Origin of the sequence: Bacillus taeanensis, assembly GCF_003318295.1 — a bacterium.
Classification (GTDB): Bacteria; Bacillota; Bacilli; order Bacillales; family UBA6769; genus Maribacillus; species Maribacillus taeanensis.
This window is the reverse complement of the sequence record NZ_QOCW01000033.1, coordinates 1-17,247: the sequence shown is the minus strand read 5'-3', so window position 1 is coordinate 17,247 and position 17,247 is coordinate 1. Positions and strand designations below refer to the sequence as shown.

Genomic DNA, 17,247 nt, shown 5'->3' with positions numbered 1-17,247 from the left:
TAAAAAAGGATTCTTTTACAAAAAGAATCCTTTTTTTTGTATGTATCTTATTAGATATATGTATTATAATGGAAGCTGTGTGTAAAATGTGAAAAGATGTAAGGGGAAATGATAGTGACTAACAAACTATATTATTTACTATTACTTGTTTGTCTAACAATCGCAGTATTAAATAGTACTTCTGTGTTAGCTACAAACACCACTCAAGTTTCCGTTAATGGTAATATCATAGATTTTGATGCAGCACCTATTAAAAAGTCTGAGGAAAATCTGCTTGTGCCGCTTCGGAAAATTTCAGAAGAGATCGGGGCAGCAGCAGCTTGGAATCATACTGAAAAACAGGTGACTCTTTTAAAAGACAGAGTTATTGTGACCTTAACAATTGGTGAAGAGTATGCTGTTGTAAATGGGTAAAAATGCCATTAATAGAGAAGGCCGTTCTTATAGAGAACCGCACATTGGTGCCTGCGCCATTTATAACAAAAGTTTTTAATGTTACGATGAATTGGGATAAAGAAGAAGATCAGTTAAACTATGAATCTAGCTTTACTATTCCTGTATTAATGTATCATCATTTTATGAAGGGCGAAGCTAGTTCCATTATTACCGATCCGGAAGTGTTTAAAGAGCAGTTATCTTATTTAAAAGAACAAGGTTATACAACGATTATGGATCATGATTTATTAGCATATTTGACGGAAGGAATCCTTCTTCCAGAAAAGCCTCTTTTAATCACAATGGATGATGGGTATACAAGCAACTACACAGCAGCATTCCCGATTTTAAAAGAATTAAACATGAAGGCAACCATTTATGTTGTTGTCAATACAGTTGGAAAGCTGCTTGATAAATATCCGCATTTTACGTGGGAGGAAGCGAAAGAAATGTATGATTCTGGTCTTGTAGAAATTCAAAGTCATACATTTGATTCCCATAAAAAAGCGAAAGTAGATGGCGTAATGAAGCCGCTTCTTGTTTCACCGATACCACATGGCGAAAAGCTTGAAACAGAAAAGGAATATAAAGAGCGTGTTTACAATGATTTGTCGCAATCAAAACAGTTGATTGAACAACATGTGGGCAATAAGGTTGTCACATTATCGTTTCCATACGGTGTTTCCAATGAAACAGCTGTTGAGTTAGGCAAAAAAGCAGGTTATGAAGTGATGATGACGATTGCGCCAGGACTAAATCATAAAGAAGCAAACCGCTTTCAGCTTCTAAGAATTAATGTAGATGGCCATGACAGTGGAAAAGACATTGAAGAACATATTTCACAGTTTGTAAACTAAACAAAAGAGAGGTTGACTAGAAGTCAACCTCTCTTTTGTTATTAGATAAGAAAGAAAGTTTTGGTGTCCAGCTCCAGCGCCTACCCCCTCGAGTCAAATAACCTTACACTGTAAAGGCGCTTTTCTTATTAGCGGTTTGGCAGGTTGTCAAGATAAGAATCTGAAAGAGATTCGAGTTTTAAAATACGCTCATAATCTCCTTTATAGCTTGAGAAGTCTGCTATTTTTTCGTATGTGTCAGTTTGATAAGCATTTCCATCTTCAAATCCTTTTTCCGGTTTAAAGAAAATATCTTTGTTAATAAAGGAGCCGACCGGTAAATAATAGCGGGCACCGATTAAGTTTTCTTCATAGTTGACTAAATCTTGTCCAAAATGAATGTAGTTATTTAACGAAACACCGAGTAAGTTTGCGGCTGTTGGCATCATATCAAGCTGCCCGCCGATTGTTTCAAATACTTGTCCATCTGTTTTTCCAGGCACTGTAATCAGTAAAGGGATGTTAAAGCGATCCAACAAGTTGTATTCACGACCAACAAGTTCACTGGCGAGCTTTTTATCTTTTTCACTCATTGTACTGTCCTGCAGTCCAAAATGGTCGCCGTAAACAAGCAGAACGGTTTTTTCCCATAAGCCTTTTTCCTTTAAATCATTGACAAGTGATTGAAGCGCTAAATCAGAGTAGCTCATGGAGCGAATATAATCACCAACAAGTGTATTTTTAAATCTTGCTGGAAGATCAATGACATTTTTTGATTCAGGAATTTTAAATGGATGGTGGCTTGTTACGCCAATTAAATGACTGTAAACTTTTTCACCTTGTGCATCTTTTTCTGCGATAACTTCTACCGCTTTTTTAAATAGGACTTCATCTGAAACACCAAAACCAATCATATCTTCATTTCCGAGAAACTTCTCGTCATAATAAGCATCAAACCCTAAGGCAGGATATAACTCGTCACGGTTCCAAAATTCTACTTCATCAGCATGGAAAGTTAAGCTTGTATAACCTTGTTCTTTTAAAAGCTTTGGTAAACTCGGAATAGCCTTTTTTCCATATTTTTCAGATGTTGGTGTATAGGCATCCGGAAATAAAGCCGTATTCATAATAAATTCTGCGTCCGATGTGTTTCCGCCGCCAACTTGCTGATAAACGTTTGGAAAATAGAAACTTTCTTTTAATAGCTCGTTCATAAACGGTGTAACTTCTTTTCCTTCAATTTCTAAGCCGATTGGAAACTCCTGCATTGCTTCAAATTGAACAGCAACTAAGTGATAATCATCGGCAATGCCGAAATACTTTCTCTGTTCCGGTGAAAGAGGTTCAATTCCTTTTAAGCGATAAATTTCCTCTTGAAGCTCTTTTTCTGCGACAATATCTGCGAGCGGCTTTGCTTTTTCAGCGCCAGAGTAGAATTCTACAACTTGATAATTTAAAAGTCCTTGACCTTCTGCGGCCACGACTGTATTTGAGATAAATTCATCTTTGTGAAGCATAAAATTTCCAAAAGATAGGGCAAGGGAAAGAGCCAGAATAGGTGTTAACACTTTTTTCTGAAACGGTAATGAAGAAATTTATAATAAAATAACGGAAAACCGGGAACTTCAGAAAAAAGAAGGTTTTTATATAACAGCATTTATGCTTGAAAAATTCATACAAGAATGAACTTCCCCTCCTTATCGTTTTCACGCTTAAAGAAGAGTTACTCTGGACATCCTTGATAGAAAAAATGGTTGACTCGCAGTCTACGAGTCAACTATTTTTCATTAATCTAGTGCAAGATGTTCTTTAAATGTTTGCGAGATTTCTTCAACAGATTCCTCATTTGGCTGATAATAGTAGGCACCGTTTAGCCATAGGTCTTGTCCCTCCAACATAAACGATTCAATGTCTTGAAGAGAACCAGAATGTTTACTTAATGCAACAATGTTTCCTAATGAAAAGTTTGTTAAAATATTTTCACCAAAATGATCAATGATTTCATCATATTTTGGAAGAGCTGTAATAGAGATGCTTTTACTTACAATTGCTTTAATAACTTCCTGTTGACGAGCGCCCCGGTAAATATCACTATCTTTACGATAGCGTGAAAATGCAAGAGCTTCTTCGCCATTTAATGTTTGAATACCAGGCTTAAGTGTAATCGCCCCTTGGTTATCTTGGCTGTCCTGTTCTGTTATTTCAAATGGTACATCTACTTCAATGCCGCCCAATGTATCTACAATATCGATAAATGCATTAAAATTAAGTGTTACATAGTAATCAACCGGAATATCGAACATTTCTTCAACGGTCGCAACAGTCATATCAATTCCCCCAAATGCATGGGCATGGTTAATGCGATCGTTAAAGCCCTTTCCAACAATTTCTATACGTGAATCACGCGGAATGCTGACCATTTTAACTGATTCTTTGTCTTTATTAAAGGTTGCTAAAATAAGAGCATCCGTTCGGCTGTGATCTTCACTTAAATTTCGTTCCTCAACACGTGTTTTACTCGAATCAATCCCAACAAATAATACTGAAAAATTATCTTTGCTCGGATCGACCGGTGCAATTCTTCTTGCTGACTTTTCGCCGCGTTCTAACTCCTGATTTGCATCTGAGGTGGCATTTGCAAACTTATATGCAAGGTATCCGCCATAGCTTAAAGATCCAATCCCAACTAGTAAAAGCACTGCAATGATGTAGGAGAAAAAACGCTTTTTTCTCTTGTTTTTTCTTACTTGTGTCCGACGCATTCGTGTGGTCTCCTTTAAATTAAACTATCCTTATTTATCTTTTTCACTTGTTTAAAAAAGATAAACTGTTATCGTTAAGGTTTTTATAATGAAAGCTCTTCTTCTAAATATTCAACGGCCCCTTCTTTAATGGAAGCTTGTCCGTTTGTTAATTCAATCATCCAATTTCGGAAATGTTCCTCCTCACCGCTGTTTGCATATGTTTCAAAAGTTACCTGCTCTAAATAATGGATTTCTTTCATTATATAGTTCGAATGGCGGAGCTCGTTTTCGACCTTACCTAAAAGTGTGTAATCGACTGTTGTATGCATGAGACGCATCAATTTTCGCTCAACAACTCCTGCTGCATTAATTCCTTCAGTTGTTGCTTTGCCATAAGCGCGAATTAAGCCACCGGCCCCAAGCTTTATTCCGCCAAAATAACGTGTCACAACAACAACAGTATCTTTTAGATTGCGCTTTTTCAGCACTTCAAGCATCGGAACACCGGCAGTACCGCTCGGTTCTCCATCATCGTTTGCTTTTTGGATTTCATCTTTTTCACCAATCATATATGCAGAGCAGTTGTGATTAGCATTATAGTGCTGTTTTTTTATTTTTTGAATAAATTGCTGTGCTTCTTCCTCAGTGGATACCCGCGTTACATAGGCAATAAAGCGAGATTTTTGAATCACAATCTCATGTTCTTTAAATTCTTTTACTGTATAGTAAGATGCTAGCACCCTTGTACTCCTCCTAAAAAACATCGTTATTATTTTTATTAACTACTATGCCTATTATAGTAGGCATAGTAAATTCCTTCAATTTGTTTTCGTTCAAAAGTCATAAAGAAATAAATTTCCTCGAAGTACTATAGTTGCAAAGACAAATAGTATAAAATAGAAGTGGAGTTACAAAAAAAGGAATTATAATGGCAGATTTTATAAAAAATACAACTAGATTAAAAGACTATAAATAAGGGTAACGTATTTTATTACTTGCTGCATGGATAGTAGTAGAAAATACATAATAGCTGCTTCAGTGTAAAGAATTGTTTTAGAAAAAATAAGAGCCATTCTATTTTTTTAGTGGAGGAGGATTACAATGAAAGGGTTAAGTGAAAAAAATAAGATTGTTTTAATTGACGATCATCGCTTGTTTCGTGAAGGAATGAAGCGCATTTTAGAAATGGAAGGGCAATTTGAAGTCGTTGCTGAAGCTGGTGATGGTGCAGATGCTTTAAAGCTTGTTCAAAACTATTCCCCGCATATTGTATTAATGGATATCAATATGCCGAGCATGAATGGGGTTGAAACAGCAAAGAAGCTTTCGGATGAGTATTCTCATATAAAAGTAATCATGATGTCAATTCATGATGATGAGTCATTTGTCACTCATGCCGTAAAAGCAGGAGCCTCGGGCTATTTATTAAAAGAGATGGACACTGATTCATTAATTGAGGCAGTAAGAGTAGTGGCAGAAGGCGGCGCTTATATTCATCCAAAAGTAATGAATAAACTTGTTACTGAATATCGCCGTTTAGCAGCAGTAGGTGTAAGTACGTCATCTGATTTTGTCGGGATTGGAGATATTGAATATCGTAAACCGCTTCATTTGTTAACGCGCCGTGAATGCGAAGTGCTTCAACTTTTAGCAGATGGCAGAAGCAACCGCAGTATTGGTGAACAGCTTTATATAAGTGAAAAAACAGTAAAAAATCATGTTTCAAATATTTTACAAAAAATGAATGTAAATGATCGCACGCAAGCAGTTGTAGAAGCGATTAAAAATGGTTGGGTTAAAGTAAGATAGTTTTCTTCAATTCTAGCTAAAGCGCCCGATGCTGCACGGCTTTTCGCTTGAGGGCGCCTCAGCATTTGAAAAAATCGATGGAGGTAAAAAATGAGATTTGCTTCCTTTTCGTTTAACAATAATCAGCTGCTGTGCCCAGAGCCTCTTGCCGGGCAGTACAACTTACAATCTCCCTCGTTTATATCAATTAGTCAGCTTTCTTCGCTTGAAATTCCACCTCTTAATGAACACTATCATTATTCAACCGAACTTCAGCATTACCTGCAGGGAAAACTTCTTTTACTAGACGAACTTCCCTTTTCACTTGAACTTATTCACGAGCATTATGTAAATGGTTATGTAGGGTATGAAAAAGCGATTGTGAAAAACAAACAGAGTTATAGATGTGAACGCTGTGGAAATACTATTCAGCGTCTGTTTGCTTCCTTTTCTTGTGCCCGCTGTCAAAGTGAGTGTATCTACTGTCGGAAGTGTATTGTGATGGGAAAAGCGAGTCAATGCACACCATTAGTGAGCTGGCGGGGTCCAACAAAGATAAATGAGCCGCTGAATGAACCTTTAAAATGGGATGGGTTCCTTTCAAAAGGACAGCAGATTGCTTCAGATGAAGTTATAAAAGCTGTTGAACAGCAGTCGGAGCTTCTTATTTGGGCTGTATGTGGAGCCGGAAAAACAGAAGTGTTATTTCAAGGTTTAAAAAGGGTCTTTGAAATGGGCAAGCGGGTGTGCATCGCCGCCCCGCGCACCGATGTTGTATTAGAACTGTTTCCCCGCTTGAAAAAAGTATTTCCAGAGATTTCACTTTCTGCCTTATATGGGGGAAGTGATACGAAAGAACAAAATGCAAGTCTTGTAATTTCTACAACCCATCAGCTCCTGCGCTGTTACAATTGGTTTGATGTACTTGTGATTGATGAAGTGGATGCATTTCCTTATTCGATTGATCCGATGCTGTCATTTGCGGCTCAGCGCGCTGCGAAAAACTCAGCAGCAATTATTTATTTAACAGCTACTCCAATCCTTCTTTACAGCGGCAAGCTGCTTCGAACAAACTTCCTTATGTGAAAATTCCTATTCGTTATCATGGCTGTTCTCTTCCTGTTCCAGCCTTTTATTGGTGTGGCAATTGGAAAAAGCAGCTTCAGAAGAACAAGCTTCCCTCGATTATAATGAATTGGATTCAAACAAAACTTACTATTAATCGTCAGCTTTTTTTGTTTGTTCCTAAAATTGATGTGATGGCGCAAATTGTTGAACTGTTAAAAGCGCTTGATGAACGCATTGAAAGCGTTCATGCTGAAGATGTTCGGCGTAAAGAAAAAGTAACCGCGTTTCGGGAAGGGAAAATCCGTATTCTCGTTACAACGACCATTTTAGAGCGCGGTGTAACCGTACCGCATGTTGATGTCGCTGTATTAGGAAGTGAAGATGCGATCTTTACAGAAAGTGCTCTCGTTCAAATTGCAGGAAGAGTAGGGAGAAGCAGTGATGATCCAAACGGTGATGTCATCTTTTTTCATTATGGAAAAACAAATGCCATGGTCGCAGCGAAAAAACATATTAACAAAATGAATAAGTTAGGAAAGGCTTTTTTAAATAAAGAATGAGGTTGACAACAGCTTAAAATTTCTTAATAAATTCTACAGAAATGTATGAAATGCTATCTTATAACATGCACCTTTATACCTATTTTAAAAGGTTAAATTTCCCTTTAAAATGAATATAGAACAATCGTTCGTTTAAAGGAGGGTGCAAAATGAAAACAACGAAAATTTGTCAAATTCACATGCAGGGAGAAACAGAACGTCATCACTTAGATCGTTTAATGACTGTTTTCTGCTCGGCTGTCCGTTATTCGTTTAACCGCCTTTTAGAACATGAAAAAACAGGAGACTTAATTAAAAAAGTGAATCTTTTGTTTCGAATCAATAAGCGTTATGCAGAAGATGCTGTGATGCAGGCACAAGCGGTTCTTTCCAGTCAAAAAGAGCTTCTTCCAACCCGGATTGAAGGCGTCCAACTTAAAATTGGAAAGTCTGAAAAAAAGCTTGAAGATTACCAAACAGGTAAAAAAACACCGAAGAAAGTTCCTGTCGAGGTCTGCATCAAAGGGTTAGAGGCTCGTTTAGAGAAACTCAGAAAAAAAGAAGCAGCCCTTTTAAACCATCAAGAAAAGGGAACGATTCCCCCTGTTCTATTTGGCGGGAAGAAAAACTTTCATCAAAGAATGAAAGGGAAACTCTCAAACGAAGAATGGAAAGATCTTCGTTCAAATACCTTGTATGCCCGCGGTGATCGCTCGAAAAAAGGAAACGCTAATCTGAGAATCACTTTTCATGAAGAAGAACAGCAGTTTTATCTAGAAGTGGCCAATCCTCTTCTTACAGAAGAAGGGAAAACAAAAGCGCCTCGACTTTTGTTTCCATTAAGAATTTCTGATAAGCACTTTGATGAGATCGTAAAGGTTGTGATGCCTGATGTGGTTGGGGAAAATGCAAAAGGAAAACCAATCGAGTCATACCGTGTGTACTCGATTGAACTAAAACGAAAAAACGGCAAGTATTACGTGCACATCACCTATGACGTTAAGACACACGGTTCGGTTTTGAAATGGAACGAAAAAATCAATGCTGATAGGATTGCGGGGATTGATGTGAATGTCGATCGAATTGCCATCAGTGTACTGACGAAACAAGGTAATCTTCTTAAAAGCAAAACGTTTTATTGTCATGAAATGGAGTACGTTTCAAGTCATAAAAGAAGCAATCTTGCCGGAGAAACGGCAAAAGAAATCACCGAGTATCTTATTAAATGGAATGTCGGAGCAATCGTGTTAGAAGATCTTTCCTTCAAACAAGATCATGATACGAATAAACGCTTGAACCGTTTGACCCATCAGTTTGCGAAAACAAAACTTCAAAAAGCCATTATAGCCAGAGGATTAAAGTTTGGATTTAGGATTAAAAAGGTGAACCCTGCTTATACGTCTGTGATTGGCCGCTTTAAATACAGCAAACGTTATGGCTTATCTGTTCATGAAGCCACTGCTTTTGTGATCGGAAGAAGAGGGTTAGATTTTGAAGAGAAAATTCCTAAGCAGTTAGTAGAAAGGTTGTGTTCTCTCGTAAAGCCGCATTTGATTTCCCTTCTTGGGTCGATGGAAGAATCCGAGAAACGATCAAAGAACGGCAAACAACGAAGCAAATATATCGGAATGATGTTGAGCAATATGGAGACGTTTCAAGAGCATCACAGATGGAAACTTTGGAATGTCATTCATAAAACGTTATTCGTAAAGAACCAGGAATTACAATTAAAGGAGGTGTAATCCTGGCAGCTAAAATCTTTGCGTCACACTGACCGTTGGAAGGAATGGTGTGCCGCACCCCGCTGGCTCCAACAGAGCACCACAGGTTGTCTTATATATTCGATGCATGACAGAGGTGTGATCCCTCTCCTGATGGAACGGAGTGAGAACCTCCGCAGTATGTCCCTTTTCTTGGTTAGGGGGCGATTTGTAGTTTTTTATAGATTTTAGTAACCAGGCGCAGGTGTTTGAATTACTGTCTTTGGTGTGATCAGCCGTTTTTTTTCGAGGTGTCTTGGCATGAAGTATGTCAACTTGCGAAACCTAAAAAAATTTGTAAAACCTGCACACAATCTCTCGAAACTATTTCCGGGGAAATTTGTCGAATTTGCGGAAGGGCGTTTAAACAAATAGGGGCTGATTATCGACAAGGGAATTGTTGTTATGATTGTGCAAGATGGGAGAACGATCTTGTTTTTCAGCATGTTTTAATAAAAAATCGTTCCTTATATGTGTATGATGATTTTTTAAAGGAAATTATAAATCGCTTTAAATTCCGAGGCGATACAGAAATGATAAAAGGCATTCAAAATGAGTGGAAGGCGCTTTATAAAAAAGAGTATCAAGAAATGAACATAGTGCCAATTCCATTAAGTGACGAGCTGCTCTATGAACGAGGGTTTAATCAATCTCTTCTTCTTGCAGTTCTTTTAGAAAAGCCGGTTTACGATTTGTTAAAGCGAAAAGTACATGAAGCAAAACAAAGTAAAAAAACACGCAGAGAGCGGTTAGAAAACCGAATGAATCCGTTTGAATTAAAAGAAAGTCATTTGTAATTATATGGAAATGAGTATGTTCTTATTGATGATATTTATACAACAGGCGCAACATTACGCCAAGCGGCAAAAATATTATATGACAATGGCGCGGCTCGTGTTGCTTCAATGACCCTGGCTAGAAGCTGAAAAACACTTCCAAAAAGTGTGAGGGTAGATGATCAATTTTTGACATATTTTAAGCAGAAGCGGGTATAGTTATAATATGTCGTTAAGACAAAGTTTTATGATTGAAAGGAAAGTGAATGGAATGGAAGGTAGAGTAAAATGGTTTAACGCAGAAAAAGGATTTGGATTTATTGAGCGTGAAGATGGTGACGATGTTTTTGTTCATTTCTCAGCCATCCAAGGAGATGGATACAAATCATTAGACGAAGGCCAATCTGTCGAATTTGAAATCGTAGAAGGCCCCCGCGGCCCCCAAGCGGCCAACGTCATCAAACGCTAACACCCTACAATCATACAAAACACATAAACATGTCTAATGGAAAATATCCCTTCCTCAACACGAGGAAGGGTTTTTGTATTTTTATTTGATTGTTCATTTCATAATTCATAACGATCTAAATAATGCAATGATTTTAACTCCGACGTGCGAAATGATCTTCTCGCACGCTTTCAGCCATAAGGTAGGAGTTAAAATCACCACCTCACCCCTGAATGTTAAGCATGTTAAGAAATTATAAAGAATTTGTCGAAATTATTAAAATTTTTTAAATGTTTATAGAGGATTTTAACAGGGGTATATAGAAACTAGATACATACTCGAAAGGAGGAGTAATGAATGAATTTTAATATTCGTGGAGAAAACATTAAGGTAACGAACGCACTAAAAGAATACGTTGAAAAGAAGGTAAAAAAACTAGAACGATATTTTGATACTCCACCTAACTCCGACGTACACGTAAACATGAAAGTGTTTAATGATGAACAAATGATCGAGGTAACTATTCCAATGCCGCACTTATTACTGCGAGCTGAGGAATCTCATACAGATATGTATGCTGCCATTGACCTTGTTGTCGAAAAATTAGAGCGTCAAATTCGTAAACATAAAACAAAAGTAAACCGTAAATTCCGCCAAGAAGGCAGCGTGAAATATATGTTTAAAGATGCTGTTGAGGTTGCAGATGAAGCACGGGCACAAGAAAATGACCTAGAAGTTGTGCGTACAAAGCGTTTTAATTTAAAACCAATGGATATCGAAGAAGCGATTCTTCAAATGGATATGCTTGGACATAACTTTTTTGTGTTTTCTGATGCAGAAAGCAATACGACAAGTGTCGTTTATCGACGAAGAGACGGCAAATATGGGTTAATTGAACCAGAATAACTCGAAAAAAGCGGAATGTTGGAAAGCACAGCACTAGTTGCTGTGCTTTTTATGACGAAATTCTTTTTGTTTCAACACGACTATTAAAAACGCTAAATTTTCTTTCTTTGTTGTGTCGCTATCCTCAAATTGATAAAATGATGTTATGAGACTTAAAATGTAAAAGAATAAACTTGCATCTTTTATTTTACGATCAGCAAGTATTTAACTATAGAGGAGCGGTCTTTATGTTAGGAATAATTAAAAAAATACTTCCAAGTGGAAATGATCGGCAAATAAATCGTCTTCAAAAAGTTGCCGATCGCATCGAGGCGTTAGCACCTGAAATGGAAAAACTATCTGACGACCAGCTTCGAGCGAAAACAAATGAATTTAAGGAGAGACTGACAAAAGGGGAGACAGTCGATCAACTGTTAGAAGAAGCTTACGCCGTTGTACGTGAAGCTGCGGCACGCGTATTGAATATGCGTCCATATCCTGTTCAGCTTATGGGGGCGGCTGTTCTTCATGAAGGCAATATTGCCGAAATGAAAACAGGTGAAGGGAAAACATTGGTTGCGACAATGCCTGTTTATTTAAATGCCCTTGAAGGTAAAGGCGTTCATGTTGTAACAGTGAATGAATATTTAGCAAGTCGTGATGCTGAAATTATGGGGGAGCTTTATCAATTTCTAGGCTTAACAGTTGGATTAAATGTATCAGGTTTATCAAAAGAAGAGAAAAAAGAAGCATATGCTGCCGATATTACATATGGCACAAACAATGAATTTGGGTTTGATTATTTACGTGACAACATGGTGCTGTATAAAGAGGAAATGGTGCAGCGGCCGCTTCATTATGCAATCATTGATGAGGTTGACTCAATTTTAATTGATGAGGCGCGCACACCGCTAATTATTTCAGGATCAGCAAGAAAATTAACAGAATTATATATAAAAGCCAATCAATTTGCACGTTTGTTAACGGCTGAAACAGATTATACGTACGATGAAAAAACGAAAAATGTTCAGTTAACTGAAGAAGGCATTACAAAAGCGGAAAAATTCTTTGCTATTGAAAATCTTTATGATTATAACAATGTTCAGCTTAACCACCACATTAATCAAGCGTTAAAAGCTCACATCGTCATGAAGGCTGATATGGATTATGTTGTACAGGACGGAGAAGTGATGATTGTTGATTCATTTACAGGGCGTTTAATGAAAGGGCGCCGCTACAGCGATGGCCTCCACCAAGCGATTGAAGCAAAAGAAGGACTTGAAATTCAGCGAGAAAGCATGACGCTTGCGACGATTACATTCCAAAACTTATTCCGCATGTATAATAAGCTTGCCGGTATGACAGGTACAGCAAAAACGGAAGAAGAAGAATTTCGCAACATTTACAATATGAATGTGATCGCAATGCCGACAAATAAGCCGGTTGCCCGTGATGATATGCCTGACCTGATTTATAAAACAATGGAAGGCAAATTTAAAGCGGTTGTGAAAGAAATTGAAGAACGCCATAAACATGGTCAGCCCGTGCTTGTTGGTACAGTTGCCGTTGAAACATCGGAACTCATTTCAACTTTGCTTAAAAAACGGCGCATTCCTCATAATGTCTTAAACGCGAAAAACCATGAGCGTGAAGCGGAAATTATTGAAAATGCCGGCCAGCAAAACTCGGTAACCATCGCGACAAACATGGCAGGACGCGGAACAGATATTAAGCTTGGTGAAGGAGTTAGAGAACGAGGCGGTCTCTTTATTCTTGGCACAGAGCGTCATGAAAGCCGCCGTATTGATAACCAGCTTCGCGGACGTTCTGGTCGTCAAGGCGATCCTGGGGCATCTCGTTTTTATATTTCCATGGAAGATGAGTTAATGCGCCGTTTTGGTTCTGAAAATATGATGAATATGATGGAACGTTTAGGAATGGAAGATGATCAGCCAATTGAAAGCAAGCTTGTTTCAAAAGCGGTTGAATCTGCGCAAAAACGTGTAGAAGGAAATAACTTTGACGCTCGTAAGCAATTGCTTCAATATGACGATGTGATGCGTGAACAGCGTGAAATTATTTATAAACAGCGTGCGGAAGTACTCGGAGCGGAAAATCTGCGTGATATTATTGAAGCGATGATGAAATCAACAATTGAACGCGCCGTCGCTTCTCATACAGCAGAAGAAATCCCAGAAGAATGGGATGTAAAAGCTCTTGCAGACTATTTAAATGCAACGTTCTTTACTGAAGGGGAAATAACAGAAAAGTCACTGCGCGGCAAAGAGCCGGAAGAAATGATTGAAGAGATTATCGAGAAGGTAAATGAAAAATATGATCGCAAAGAAGAAGATTTTGAGCCGGAGCGCATGCGTGAATTTGAAAAAGTGATTACACTTCGCGCTGTTGACAGCAAATGGATGGATCATATTGATGCAATGGATCAACTGCGCCAGGGGATTCACCTTCGCGCTTATGGTCAAAATGATCCGCTTCGTGAATATCAATTTGAAGGCTTCCAAATGTTTGAGGCAATGATTGCTTCAATTGAAGAAGAAGTATCGATGTATGTGATGAAAGCAGAAATTCGCAGCAATCTTGAACGTCAAAAAGTGGCAGAAGGAACGGCTGTTAACCCGAAAGAAGACGCGCAGCCAAAGAAAAAACAGCCGACCCGCAAAACAGAGACAATCGGACGCAATGAGCCTTGTCCGTGCGGAAGCGGTAAGAAATATAAGCAATGTCATGGAAAGTAACATTTACATTCTTTTAAAATAACGTATACTGTTAAAAGAGAACTTGACTAAACAGGCTGCCTCAAAAGCACAGGATCAGACCTTCCTCATTTAATATATCGGTTACTCTTTGTGAAAAAACACGATATATTGTATGGATTTGAGGGGGTCAGATCCTATTGAGACAGCCTTGTTGTCTTTGAATAATAATCATTAAAAAGGTGGTAATAACTATGGAACTTGTTGAAATTAAACAAGAGCTTTCAAACCTCTCAAAACGACTATCAGACTTTAGGGGGTCTCTTTGACCTCGATAATAAGAAAGCTCGTATTTCTGAACTTGAAGAAGAAATGAGCGCACCAACTTTTTGGGATGATCAAAATAAAGCACAAACCGTTATTAACGAATCCAATGCGTTAAAAGATATGGTGAATCAGTTTGAAGAATTGTATGAAACCTATGAAAATCTAGAAGTTTCTTATGAGCTTGTGAAAGAAGAAGAAGATGCAGAGCTTCGCAGTGAGCTTGAATCCGAGTTAAAAGGATTAACAAAACAGATGAATGAATTTGAACTTACGCTTCTTTTAAGCGAGCCTTATGATAAAAACAATGCCATTTTAGAGCTTCACCCTGGAGCAGGCGGTACAGAATCTCAAGACTGGGCTTCGATGCTTTTACGAATGTACACAAGGTGGGGTGAGAAAAAAGGCTTTAAAGTGGAGACACTTGATTATCTGCCAGGTGATGAAGCGGGTGTTAAAAGTGTCACACTGCTTATTAAAGGGCATAATGCTTATGGGTATTTAAAGGCGGAAAAAGGTGTTCATCGTCTTGTCCGTATTTCACCGTTTGATTCTTCTGGACGTCGTCACACATCATTCGTATCATGTGAAGTGATGCCGGAGTTTAATGATGAGATTGAAATTGAAATTCGTACCGAAGATTTAAAAATTGATACGTATCGCGCGAGTGGTGCCGGCGGACAGCACGTTAATACAACAGATTCAGCGGTTCGTATTACACATACACCAACAAACACAATTGTAAGCTGTCAATCAGAGCGCTCGCAAATTAAAAACCGTGAACATGCGATGAAAATGTTAAAAGCGAAATTGTATCAAAAGAAAATTGAAGAACAGCAGGCACAGCTTGATGAAATTCGCGGCGAACAAAAGGAGATTGGCTGGGGAAGCCAAATTCGTTCTTACGTTTTCCATCCATACAGTATGGTAAAAGATCACCGTACAAATGTGGAGAATGGAAATGTACAGGCTGTGATGGACGGAGATCTTAATTTGTTTATTGATGCGTATTTGCGTTCACGTATTTCTGTATAAGCTGAAACCTTTGAGCCATGTTGGTTCAAAGGTTTTTTTTGTTAAGAAAATATAAACTTGATTATTGTCGAGCTCCAGGTGCCATCGGCTCGAGGTCACAAGTCAATCCGTCTGGAAGATAAAAAGCAATCTTCCAACCGTCTTGCCTTGTGCTTGTCGCCGATAAGCAGGCACCTTTCGCTTTTCTATTTGTCCAGCTCCAGCGCCTACCTCCTCGAGTCAAATAACCTTGCGTCGCAAGAACATTTGCTTGTCGGAGGTGACCGAGGCGCTTTCGCTTTTCTACATTAATCAAACGTTTGTTTAATTCACTAATGCGGTGATTTAGTGGCATTTACACTGTGTTCGTCAGGTGCTATACTTTTTTTCAGGCTTTTAGCAAACACTAAATGATAGATGAAAAAAAGTAGGTGTTTTAAAATGATGACAATGTTTAAAGAACAGTTTATTTCAGGAACAAAAGTACATTCGATAAGGGAATATCTTTATGTATTAATAGGTTCGGCCATTATTGCTCTCACTTTTAATGTGTTTTTGCTTCCCAATCAAATTGCTTCAGGTGGTGTAAGCGGGATTAGTACGATTACATACGGAATCTTTCAATGGAAAGCCTCCTATGTACAGTGGGCGTTTAACATTCCGCTGTTCATTTCAGGCGTGATTTTTTTAGGGAAGCAGTTTGGTGCGAAAACATTAGTAGGAACGATTTTTTTACCGCTTGTTGTGTACTTATCGGAAACACTGCCTCCGGCAACGACAGATCCACTGTTAGGAGCATTGTTTGGTGGTATTGGTGTTGGAGTTGGGCTTGGCATTGTGTTTCGCGGCAAAGCCTCAACCGGCGGAACCGATTTAGCAGCGCAAATTGTGCATAAATATATGGGCCTCTCACTAGGATCTTCTGTTTTATTAATCGATGGGGCCATTGTAGCGGCATCAGCGCTTGTATTTGGAATTGAAAAGGCGCTGTATGCGCTTGTTGCGATGTTCTTAACAGGAAAAACGATTGATATTGTCCAGCTCGGACTTGGGTATGCAAAAATGGCAATTATTATTTCCTCAAAAGAAGAAGTGATTCGTCAAGCGATTTTAACGGAGATTGATCGAGGTGTGACGAAATTATCTGGTTATGGGGGTTATACAGACGATAAACGTCCTGTATTAATGTGTGTTGTCTCTCAAAATGAAGTCACAAAGTTGAAACAATTGGTTCAAAGCTTTGATCCTTCTGCTTTTATCGTTGTTTCAAATGCGATAGAGGTGCTTGGAGAAGGTTTCAAACGGAATTGAAACGGTTATAATAAGGTGGTATGCTGTGAAAAATTAGCTAATTTATGAAAAAGAGGTGGATGACAAAGTGAAAAAGAAATTACTCGCATTTTTAATGGGCACAACACTCGCAGTCGGACTTGCTGCATGTGGGGGCGGCGATGAAGCGCAGGAAGAGCCTGCAGAAGATGAGGTCCAGGAAGAACCGGCAGAAGAACCAACTGAAGAGACAGAACAAGAGGATACAAATCAAGAAGCGGCAGGCTTTGATGCAGCAGCTGCAGAAGAAGTCTATCAACAGACCTGTTCGAACTGCCACGGCGGTAATTTAGAGGGGAAAGTAGGTCCAACCTTAAAGCAAATTGGCGGTAAATACTCACAAGAGGAAATTCTAGATATTCTCCAAAATGGAAAAGGTGGAGGCATGCCTGGCGGACTTGTGCAGGGTGAGGAAGCAGAAAATCTTGCCGCATGGCTTGGTGATAAGCAGTAGAAAGATGAGGCTGGGACATAACTAGCTTCAAATAATGAAAAAAGAGAAATTGCGGACGCAATTTCTCTTTTTTCATTATTATGCCTTATATCAGTTGTTGTTGGCTGTGAATTTTCTTAAATTCACAGCCATT

Annotated in this window: 15 protein-coding genes and 1 pseudogene; 12 read left to right on the top strand and 4 right to left on the bottom strand. The window is 38.5% G+C overall.

Features of this window, described 5'->3' with window-relative positions:
* The first annotated feature begins 114 nt into the window (after positions 1 to 114).
* Both DS031_RS21200 and DS031_RS24525 read left to right on the top strand, forming a co-directional pair.
* Positions 115 to 414, top strand: a complete 300-nt coding sequence (locus DS031_RS21200) for a stalk domain-containing protein (RefSeq protein WP_181833276.1) — start codon at positions 115 to 117, stop codon at positions 412 to 414.
* Between the two features lie 2 nt (positions 415 to 416).
* Positions 417 to 1,292: a polysaccharide deacetylase family protein gene (locus DS031_RS24525; protein ID WP_113808197.1), complete on the top strand. Its 876-nt coding sequence runs from the start codon at positions 417 to 419 to the stop codon at positions 1,290 to 1,292.
* A 128-nt stretch (positions 1,293 to 1,420) separates the two neighbouring features.
* On the opposite strand, the gene DS031_RS21190 is transcribed toward DS031_RS24525, so the two are convergent.
* From DS031_RS21190 to DS031_RS21180, 3 genes are all read right to left on the bottom strand, one after another.
* Positions 1,421 to 2,788, bottom strand: a complete 1,368-nt coding sequence (locus tag DS031_RS21190) for an LTA synthase family protein (RefSeq protein ID WP_113808196.1) — start codon at positions 2,786 to 2,788, stop codon at positions 1,421 to 1,423.
* A gap of 270 nt (positions 2,789 to 3,058) precedes the next feature.
* Positions 3,059 to 4,033 carry an LCP family protein gene (locus DS031_RS21185; RefSeq protein WP_113808195.1) on the bottom strand — a complete coding sequence of 325 codons (975 nt, stop codon included), beginning with the start codon at positions 4,031 to 4,033 and terminating at the stop codon, positions 3,059 to 3,061.
* Between the two features lie 83 nt (positions 4,034 to 4,116).
* On the bottom strand, positions 4,117 to 4,755 hold the full coding sequence (locus DS031_RS21180) for a YigZ family protein (protein ID WP_113808194.1): 639 nt from the start codon (positions 4,753 to 4,755) through the stop codon (positions 4,117 to 4,119).
* A 361-nt stretch (positions 4,756 to 5,116) separates the two neighbouring features.
* On the opposite strand from DS031_RS21180, the gene DS031_RS21175 reads away from it, so the two are divergent.
* The 8 genes and pseudogenes from DS031_RS21175 to prfB all read left to right on the top strand — a co-directional run bounded on the left by DS031_RS21175 (position 5,117) and on the right by prfB (position 15,352).
* Positions 5,117 to 5,824: a response regulator gene (locus DS031_RS21175; RefSeq protein WP_113808193.1), complete on the top strand. Its 708-nt coding sequence runs from the start codon at positions 5,117 to 5,119 to the stop codon at positions 5,822 to 5,824.
* A gap of 90 nt (positions 5,825 to 5,914) precedes the next feature.
* Positions 5,915 to 7,431 (top strand): annotated as a pseudogene (locus DS031_RS21170) (ATP-dependent helicase ComFA).
* A 149-nt stretch (positions 7,432 to 7,580) separates the two neighbouring features.
* Positions 7,581 to 9,152, top strand: a complete 1,572-nt coding sequence (locus tag DS031_RS21165) for an IS200/IS605 family accessory protein TnpB-related protein (RefSeq protein ID WP_113808192.1) — start codon at positions 7,581 to 7,583, stop codon at positions 9,150 to 9,152.
* 227 nt (positions 9,153 to 9,379) lie between these two features.
* Positions 9,380 to 9,967 (top strand): ComF family protein, encoded by a 588-nt coding sequence (locus DS031_RS21160; RefSeq protein WP_113808191.1) that lies wholly within the window; start codon positions 9,380 to 9,382, stop codon positions 9,965 to 9,967.
* 250 nt (positions 9,968 to 10,217) lie between these two features.
* The gene (gene cspD / locus DS031_RS21155) at positions 10,218 to 10,415 is read left to right on the top strand and encodes a cold-shock protein CspD (RefSeq protein ID WP_113808190.1); all 198 of its coding nucleotides are present in this window, start codon (positions 10,218 to 10,220) and stop codon (positions 10,413 to 10,415) included.
* A gap of 336 nt (positions 10,416 to 10,751) precedes the next feature.
* Positions 10,752 to 11,300, top strand: a complete 549-nt coding sequence (gene hpf, locus DS031_RS21150) for a ribosome hibernation-promoting factor, HPF/YfiA family (RefSeq protein ID WP_113808189.1) — start codon at positions 10,752 to 10,754, stop codon at positions 11,298 to 11,300.
* 227 nt (positions 11,301 to 11,527) lie between these two features.
* Positions 11,528 to 14,035 (top strand): preprotein translocase subunit SecA, encoded by a 2,508-nt coding sequence (secA, locus tag DS031_RS21145; protein WP_113808188.1) that lies wholly within the window; start codon positions 11,528 to 11,530, stop codon positions 14,033 to 14,035.
* A 212-nt stretch (positions 14,036 to 14,247) separates the two neighbouring features.
* Positions 14,248 to 15,352, top strand: a protein-coding gene (gene prfB, locus DS031_RS21140; RefSeq protein WP_181833275.1) for a peptide chain release factor 2 whose coding sequence is annotated in 2 segments (ribosomal slippage) — positions 14,248 to 14,319 and positions 14,321 to 15,352 — 1,104 coding nt in all. Because the reading frame shifts where the segments join, the coding sequence is not laid out codon by codon here.
* A 61-nt stretch (positions 15,353 to 15,413) separates the two neighbouring features.
* On the opposite strand, the gene DS031_RS21135 is transcribed toward prfB, so the two are convergent.
* Positions 15,414 to 15,686, bottom strand: a complete 273-nt coding sequence (locus tag DS031_RS21135) for a hypothetical protein (RefSeq protein WP_113808186.1) — start codon at positions 15,684 to 15,686, stop codon at positions 15,414 to 15,416.
* 95 nt (positions 15,687 to 15,781) lie between these two features.
* Here DS031_RS21135 and DS031_RS21130 point away from each other — a divergent pair, with 95 nt between their 5' ends.
* Together DS031_RS21130 and cccB are read left to right on the top strand one after the other, a co-directional pair.
* Positions 15,782 to 16,642 (top strand): YitT family protein, encoded by an 861-nt coding sequence (locus DS031_RS21130; RefSeq protein ID WP_245947596.1) that lies wholly within the window; start codon positions 15,782 to 15,784, stop codon positions 16,640 to 16,642.
* Between the two features lie 67 nt (positions 16,643 to 16,709).
* The gene (gene cccB, locus DS031_RS21125; RefSeq protein ID WP_113808184.1) at positions 16,710 to 17,114 is read left to right on the top strand and encodes a cytochrome c551; all 405 of its coding nucleotides are present in this window, start codon (positions 16,710 to 16,712) and stop codon (positions 17,112 to 17,114) included.
* Positions 17,115 to 17,247: the final 133 nt, after the last annotated feature.

Bases quoted from the DNA above. Each gene is read 5' to 3' on its own strand.
- DS031_RS24525 (WP_113808197.1), top strand. From the start codon at position 417: ATGCCATTAATAGAGAAGGCCGTTCTTATAGAGAACCGCACATTGGTG.
- DS031_RS21190 (WP_113808196.1), bottom strand. From the start codon at position 2,788: ATGCTTCACAAAGATGAATTTATCTCAAATACAGTCGTGGCCGCAGAA.
- DS031_RS21185 (WP_113808195.1), bottom strand. From the start codon at position 4,033: ATGCGTCGGACACAAGTAAGAAAAAACAAGAGAAAAAAGCGTTTTTTC.
- DS031_RS21175 (WP_113808193.1), top strand. From the start codon at position 5,117: ATGAAAGGGTTAAGTGAAAAAAATAAGATTGTTTTAATTGACGATCAT.
- DS031_RS21165 (WP_113808192.1), top strand. From the start codon at position 7,581: ATGAAAACAACGAAAATTTGTCAAATTCACATGCAGGGAGAAACAGAA.
- cspD (WP_113808190.1), top strand. From the start codon at position 10,218: ATGGAAGGTAGAGTAAAATGGTTTAACGCAGAAAAAGGATTTGGATTT.
- hpf (WP_113808189.1), top strand. From the start codon at position 10,752: ATGAATTTTAATATTCGTGGAGAAAACATTAAGGTAACGAACGCACTA.
- secA (WP_113808188.1), top strand. From the start codon at position 11,528: ATGTTAGGAATAATTAAAAAAATACTTCCAAGTGGAAATGATCGGCAA.
- DS031_RS21135 (WP_113808186.1), bottom strand. From the start codon at position 15,686: ATGCCACTAAATCACCGCATTAGTGAATTAAACAAACGTTTGATTAAT.
- DS031_RS21130 (WP_245947596.1), top strand. From the start codon at position 15,782: ATGTTTAAAGAACAGTTTATTTCAGGAACAAAAGTACATTCGATAAGG.